This window comes from Pseudomonas sp. GCM10022186, from assembly GCF_042656385.1.
GTDB lineage: Bacteria > Pseudomonadota > Gammaproteobacteria > Pseudomonadales > Pseudomonadaceae > Metapseudomonas.
Map to the genome: position 1 here is coordinate 57,286 of NZ_JBHSOU010000025.1, position 7,056 is coordinate 64,341.

General features: G+C 52.6%; 6 protein-coding genes. All 6 read right to left on the reverse strand.

The window, feature by feature from the left end; all coding sequences use genetic code 11:
* Positions 1-264: 264 nt before the first annotated feature.
* The 6 genes from ACFPU0_RS11595 to ACFPU0_RS11620 all read right to left on the reverse strand — a co-directional run bounded on the left by ACFPU0_RS11595 (position 265) and on the right by ACFPU0_RS11620 (position 7,009).
* Positions 265-1,194, reverse strand: coding sequence for a Kiwa anti-phage protein KwaB-like domain-containing protein (locus ACFPU0_RS11595; RefSeq protein WP_280353269.1), 930 nt, complete (start codon positions 1,192-1,194; stop codon positions 265-267).
* 3 nt (positions 1,195-1,197) lie between these two features.
* On the reverse strand, positions 1,198-1,785 hold the full coding sequence (locus ACFPU0_RS11600) for a hypothetical protein (RefSeq protein WP_280353271.1): 588 nt from the start codon (positions 1,783-1,785) through the stop codon (positions 1,198-1,200).
* Between the two features lie 622 nt (positions 1,786-2,407).
* Positions 2,408-3,298 (reverse strand): enoyl-CoA hydratase, encoded by an 891-nt coding sequence (locus ACFPU0_RS11605; protein WP_377693140.1) that lies wholly within the window; start codon positions 3,296-3,298, stop codon positions 2,408-2,410.
* 28 nt (positions 3,299-3,326) lie between these two features.
* Positions 3,327-4,601 (reverse strand): CaiB/BaiF CoA transferase family protein, encoded by a 1,275-nt coding sequence (locus tag ACFPU0_RS11610; protein WP_377693141.1) that lies wholly within the window; start codon positions 4,599-4,601, stop codon positions 3,327-3,329.
* Between the two features lie 24 nt (positions 4,602-4,625).
* Entirely contained in the window at positions 4,626-6,293 is a 1,668-nt protein-coding gene (locus tag ACFPU0_RS11615; protein WP_377693142.1) for a GMC family oxidoreductase, read from the reverse strand.
* A gap of 80 nt (positions 6,294-6,373) precedes the next feature.
* Positions 6,374-7,009: a TetR/AcrR family transcriptional regulator gene (locus tag ACFPU0_RS11620; protein ID WP_377693143.1), complete on the reverse strand. Its 636-nt coding sequence runs from the start codon at positions 7,007-7,009 to the stop codon at positions 6,374-6,376.
* Positions 7,010-7,056 lie beyond the last annotated feature (47 nt).

Sequence of the window (7,056 nt, forward strand, 5' to 3'; positions counted from 1 at the left end):
TGCTTATCACCCGGCGATGTTACCGTGACAGCATGGCGAATAGCTGTCTACGCGTCGACTGCTGCGTGCCACGCTCTCGATCCGCCCTCAAGGCCGTATAATCAAGATCGCTTGGATGCAGGGATGAGGGCTGAAATTGCTAGCAATGTTGCAAGTAAGCCCTCCCCCACTCCTTCTAACCGGCTTGGATTTTCCTGGCAATCATCCGAAACGAATATGTGCCATGTGGCAGTCTGTTTCGGGCCAATAAAAAATCCACACACATCAAGGTGGGGTTATGCTTTCCGTGTTCTGGACATCATAGATACGTCCAGAGAAATGAGATTTTAGTCGGTGATCAAGTAGCGCTTTAAATATGTCTGGGCATGTCTCAGTGCTAGGGGTGATTTGGCCGCCGGGAGCAAAGTTGATGTTCAATCCAAAGTTTGCATACTCCGCCCTCAGGTTCTGCATAAAAACAGGGTCAAGATAATTCTGTTTTTGTCGAATAGCAGAAGCGCGACGAAGTTGGATTGCGTTATTCCCAACATAGGTCCTGACCTCTTCTACGCCTGTGAAGACCTGTTGGAATGCAGGTTCCGCAAGAAGCTCAATGAAGTCATTCTCATGAGCGGCCTTGTGGCTTAGAATGGATTCAAAATGCCTCTTGCTAGAAATAAATAGAGAGTCATTCAAAATAAAGAAATCAAAAGTTTTTGCAAGGTTGAACGTCGGCGAATCATCAATCTCCAAAATATTTGCCCTGAATAGGGTATTGATGGCGCCATTGCGTTTCTTTGTTTTCCAACTGTCGTCGGTTTTTTTGACGCAGTAGAGATTGCCAGCGGGAGAAGATATTTTTACCGCGTAAAAAGCCGCATTTTGCATTTTCTTCATTTCATCAACCCGTTTTGCGGGCGTCTGATCCAGCGACTCTGCAATAATCTTGTCCGCATGCGTTTCTATAAGTGGAACGCGCAATGCACTGCCTTCGTTGTTCTGAGCCAGCAAACCATACTCTATGGTCTCGGTCATGTCTAATCGACATTGCCCTGCCGTCTCTTTGAGCTTTGCTATAACATTTTCACTTAGGCTTACCCAGTGAGCGTTAAATTTAAGCTGGGGAGGCTGACCTGATGTGGATTTTTTAAATACCCATAGGTTAACCTGGGCGTTTTGAATGTCGAAATTATGGAGATCCTCAATCTCAGCCACGTGCTATTCCTTCTTGATGATTATGTCCTGAATTGTTTCAGTTTCACATGCTGCATTTGGACTAAATTCGGATCGGCCGAGAGCCTTGCCCACCAATTCGTTTGGGCTGCCGATAAAACTGTATTTTATTTCATAAAGCTTCCACCCAAGAGCAATGAGGATTGGGTTTAGTATTATCTGTCCGGACTTGTATGACAGCCAAAACAACCAGCCAAGAAATATTAAGAACCCAATGAATTTGCTAGTTTCCGAGTACTGAATGCTCATAAAGGAAACGATATATGGCAGCACGTAGTTCATTAGATCGGCAGGTATGTGTTTTGCTTCCTTTACTATTATTTGCTGCGATGGTGTTTTTATCCTTAGGGTCACAACTGTTACCACGAAGCAGGCAAAGCAAAGGAAAAAAAATCCGATAGACAGAGCTGGGTTTGAAAAAGGAATAAGGCATTTTTCAGGCTGACTAAGAAGCGCCGAACAGAACTCCAATTTCATCATCTCATACTTGAGATCCTGAGACAAAAGTATCATGCTCAAGGGTAAGTATGATCCTATGAATATAGTGGCTGCAGGAATAAGTCTTAGTTCCACGTTTTATCCATTACTGAGTTCGGTGCTAATGTGGCTCACTATTCGCTGTGCAGTTAACGAGGGCTGCTTTGTGAGGACCGGGAGGTGCATTTAGTGTAATTATCCTTGCCCTAATTCCAGATTCTAAAGAAGCCTGGCCCTTTCCTGCTGACTTATACTATCTTGAAAACGCATCAATCGTGGCACAAGGCCATTGAATCGTACAGCGTTCGATATTGGTGTGGCCCGACTTCGGCTTCGGACGCTGGCAAACGCGTGGTAGGCAAGCCCAAGCTGGTATCCCACTGCACGGTCAGCCTCCAGCTGCGCAGTGGCTTCGGTCGTCCCTGCAGCCAGCATCCGCCCGGCAGGAGTTCTCTTTCTCACGAAATTGTCTGCTTGAGTCGGTAACGGACACCTTGGATCGGTGTCCGCTACCTGGGCAATACCTGACCATGTTAAGCGCCCGTAGTGGCCGATCGGATCTACGCCCAGCATTCATCAGCCAGACCGCTGGGGTCGATCCGGGCAAAGCGCAGGTGCTCTGTCAACACCGCCGCGGCCAGGCCGCGGCATTCGTCTTAGGCTAACAGGGCGCCGGCTGGAACCACCGGCGCCACTGTTGGGACATGGTCTAAGATTCTCAGCGATGCCTGAACACCGGCGCACGCTTGGTGAGAAATGCTTGCATGCCCTCCTTCTGACCGTCGGTGGCAAATGCAGCCTGGAACAGTCTTCGCTCGTACCGCATGCCCTCCGTCAAGCCGACCTCCAAGGCACGATTCACCGCCTCTTTGGCCATCCGTACGGCCGGCGCGTTGTAGCCTGCTATGGTGTGCGCAGCCTCGAGGGCGGTTTGCAATAGTTCAGCCGCAGGTACAACACGAGCAACGAGGCCGGCAGCCTTCGCCTCATGAGCGTTAATGCTGCGACCGGTCAAGATCAGGTCCATCGCCAGCGCCTTGCCTATCGATCGGGTCAGTCGTTGCGATCCGCCAATGCCAGGCAGAATACCCAGCTTGATTTCCGGCTGGCCGAAATGCGCGTCTTCTGAGGCAATGATGAAATCGCACATCATCGCCAGCTCACAGCCTCCACCCAGCGCATAGCCACTAACAGCGGCGATGATCGGCTTACTAATTGTCGGCACTTCCTGCCAGGCGGCGAAAATATCTCGCGCCTGCAACTCGACGAAGGTCTTGTCGGCCATCTCCTCAATGTCTGCGCCTGCCGCAAAGGCCCTGGGGCTGCCTGCGATGACTATGGCTCCAATGTTGTCATCAGCATCAAAAGCGCGAAGCGCTGCGACCACTTCCTGAGACATGCGCATATTCAGCGCATTGAGAGTCTTTGGTCTGTTCAGTGTCAGCAAGCCGACACGGTCCCGTCGCTCGACCAAGATAGTTTCGTAGCGAAGTGCCGGTGAAGGCTCGATAGCAGGATTCTCGGTAGCGACTTTGACCCCATCGGGTTGCGAACTTGTGCCCTTCGGGATGGAAGTTTTTGGCGAAGATGAAGTTGCTGCGCTTGACATGGGTGGCATCTCCTTTTGGATTGGCAACTTATACAGAATCAGGCAGTGGGCATTTTTGTTGGATATTGATTTCCTGCGACAAACACTCGTTGAAAGGTCCGGTAGATGGCGCATAGTCCCCAGTTCGTGACATCAACTGCGAAAGAATCCGCTCACGGTGTTCATCAAGAGCAGGCGCGCGTATTGGGGTGGACACATCTATGTCGGCGAAGGAGCTGAGCTTGATCGGATTGCCTGCGGTGCGTACAGGACGTCCTCCGGCACCTTGCACCTGGATGATCATGTTGCGTGCATCGAGTTGGGGATGGTCGAACAGCTGATCAATCGTGTTGAGTGGCGCGCAAGGAACCCCGGCCTCGTTGAGTCGTTCAACCCAGTAAGCTATCGGCGCAGTGGTAGTGATTTTCTCAATCGCTTTCACTAACGCTGGGCGATTTTGGCAGCGTAAATCGTTACTAATGAACATCACATTGAGTGCTAGCTGAGGGTCACCCAACGCGTCAGCCATAAGCATGAACAGCTGGTCATTGCCTGCGGCAATGACGAATCGTCCATCTTGCGCTGCGAAAGTCTCAAAAGGTGCAAGAGAGGGGTGGCTGTCGCCTGTACGCGTAGGTACTTTTCCTTCCACGTCGTAACGGGCCAACGCGGTTTCCATGAGCGCGGCCTGGCAGTCCAGCATCGCAATATCCACCCGCGTGCCCTGTGCATCCTGGGTTCGCTTGTAGAGCGATGACAGGATGCCAATGACGGCAAACAGCGCAGCGCTGAGATCGCCAAAGCTTGTGCCGACCCGGGCAGGTTGCCCATCAGGCCAGCCGGTCAAGCTCATAATGCCACCCATGGCCTGGACCACCATGTCGTAACCCGGTAGGTCGCTGTACGGTCCCGTGTGCCCGAAACCTGAGATGGAGGTGTAAACGAGATGGGGGTGGGTGCGCGCCAGGCGTACGGCACCATAGCCCAATCGGTCCATCACACCAGGCCGGAAATTTTCGACCAATACGTCTGCTACGCCGAGCATTCGTTCGAGGATATCGCGGTCTCGCGGACTTTTGAGGTCCAGCGCTATGCTCTCTTTGCCTCGGTTGAAGCACATGAAGTACGCCGACTCATGGTCTACGAAAGGACCGAACGCACGCGTATCGTCTCCGGTGGCGATCCTCTCGATTTTGATTACCCGCGCGCCGAGATCGGCCAATATCATCGTGCAATAGGGGCCCGCCAGAACACGCGAGAAGTCTAAAACAGTGATGCCATCGAGAGGGCCTTTCTTTGGGGATAAAGCTTGTGGGAGATCCATATTATTGTTTCCACGGTAGATGGATTAATTACCCGCAATGATCCAACGCGCGGCTTTCTCCGCAATCATCAACGTCGGACTATTGGTGTTGCCGCTCGTAATAGTGGGCATAACGCTGGCATCAACTACTCGAAGTCCATGAATGCCATGTACGCGTAGATGGCTGTCCACCACCGCCATTGGGTCGGACGAAGGCCCCATGCTTGCGGTCCCGACTGGGTGGAAAATCGTCGTGCCGATTTCTCCTGCCAGTTTTGCCAGTTGTTCGTCAGTTTCGTACTGAAGACCAGGCTTGTATTCGTAGGGGTAGTAGCGCGCCAAGGCCGGCTGTGCCGCAATGCGGCGAGTCATCCGAAGCGAATCGGCCGCCACTTTGCGGTCTTCATCTGTGCTTAAGTAGTTGGGAGCAATGATCGGATCGCTACGGTAATCAGAACTTTGAATAGTCACTTTGCCGCGACTACTTGGACGGAGATTACACACGCTGGCGGTAATAGCCGGGAACGTGTGCAGCGGCTGTCCGAACGCTTCCAGGCTCAACGGCTGGACGTGGTACTGAATGTTGGGATAGCGATAGGACTCATCGCTGCTGGTAAATATCCCTAACTGCGAAGGCGCCATGCTCATAGGCCCACTACGCTTCAGCGCATACTGAAGTGCAATCGCGGCTTTTCCCCATATATTAGTTGCCTGGGTATTCAGGGTTTGCGCACCGGCAATCTGATATATCGAACGGATCTGCAGATGGTCCTGCAGGTTGTCACCCACGCCAGGCAGATGCTGCACAACCGGAATTTTATGCTTGCTCAGCAAACTGGCATCGCCGACTCCAGAAAGCTGCAGCAACTGAGGAGTACCAATGGCGCCTGCGCTGAGAATGACTTCCCGCCGAGTTTGGACTCTGTGGTGTTGCCCCTCATTAATGAGCTCAACGCCTGAACATACCTTCTGGTTGTTTTCGCGCGTTTCAAAGAGCAGGCGGGATACTTGCGCACCGGTCCAAACTGTGAGGTTCCGGCGTTGTTTGCGGATAGGCTTTAAGAACGCCTTGGAAGCATTCCACCGCCAGCCACTACGTTGGTTGACTTCAAAGTAGCCAACACCACGGTTGTCCCCGCCATTAAAATCATCGGTCGCTGGGATTCCGGCCTGCTGTGCGGCCTCGGCAAAAGCATCAAGGATTTCCCAGCGCAGCCGTTGCTTCTCGATACGCCATTCCCCGCCCGAACCGTGCAAAGATCTAAATTGCTCGAGTTGGCTATCCAGACTTCCGGCAGCGCTAGCGTCAAGACGATAGTGATCTTCGTGTGCCCTGAAATCCCTCAGGCAGTGCTCCCAACTCCATTCTCTATCCCCAGTAACACCGGCCCAATGGTCGTAATCTTGTGCTTGGCCACGCATGTAGATCATGCCGTTGATGCTGGAGCATCCCCCCAAGGTCTTGCCCCGTGGATAGAGCAATTCACGGCCGTTCAAACCAGGCGATGCCGCAGTCCGGAAGCGCCAGTCAGTACGCGGATTGTCAATGCAATAGAGATAACCAACCGGGATGTGAATCCAGGGGTAGTTGTCCGGGCCACCGGCCTCAAGAAGTAGGACTTGGCAGTTCTCGTCGGCGCTAAGACGGTTGGCAAGCAAGCAGCCAGCCGTACCCGCCCCGATGATGATGTAGTCAAAGGTTGGCGTTTGCATCGTGACACCCTGTTGTGGCGAGCGATGGATAAGTGCTCGATTAATTAGACCGATCGTCTATTAATGGGTAAAAAAAAGCCTTAGGACCTAAGGCTCATCAAAAACAGATCTGCAAATACACGCAGCGGTTCTCCCTTGCGCTCAAGCTTGGCGCGCAGCACGGCACCCTCCCAGCCTATCCAGAAGAAAGCGGCCAATCGCGCGCAGTCAGTATGCTGAGGTATTTCACCGGCACTCTTTGCCGCCTCCAAGCAATGTTCGAACCGACTCTGCCAGTCCAAGAGCACATCAGTCAGTTGCGCGCGAAATGACTCCGGGAGCGCTCCCATCTCTTGGCCTAAATTACCGACCAAGCAACCCCGGCTGAAACTGAACTTTTCCATCCCGCGCTCGGCATCCTGACAAAATGCATCAATGCGTTCTAACGGAGTGAGACTTTCATCCAGCAGAAACCGGTCCAACTTGCGTGCGAAGTAATGGGCATACAGGGTGATTAGTTCTGACCCAAAAGCCTCTTTGCTCGCAAAGAAATGATAGAAAGACCCTTTGGGCACACCCACTGACGACAATATTTCGTCAAGGCCAGTGGCCGAAAAACCCTTCTCGGTCAACGCAGCCACGCCTGCGCGACATAGGGTCTCACGGGTTTCTCGGTAGTCGCCGGCAGCTTTCGCCGGACGGCCACGCTTACGGGGAGTAGCTTGGATTTGGCTCATGAAGCAATTAATAGACTAGTCGTCTCGAAAAATCAACAGATTTTTCG

What these genes read in the sequence shown, in the direction of transcription:
- ACFPU0_RS11605 (WP_377693140.1), bottom strand. Translation starts at nt 3,298, where the DNA reads ATGTCAAGCGCAGCAACTTCATCTTCGCCAAAAACTTCCATCCCGAAG.
- ACFPU0_RS11610 (WP_377693141.1), bottom strand. Translation starts at nt 4,601, where the DNA reads ATGGATCTCCCACAAGCTTTATCCCCAAAGAAAGGCCCTCTCGATGGC.
- ACFPU0_RS11615 (WP_377693142.1), bottom strand. Translation starts at nt 6,293, where the DNA reads ATGCAAACGCCAACCTTTGACTACATCATCATCGGGGCGGGTACGGCT.
- ACFPU0_RS11620 (WP_377693143.1), bottom strand. Translation starts at nt 7,009, where the DNA reads ATGAGCCAAATCCAAGCTACTCCCCGTAAGCGTGGCCGTCCGGCGAAA.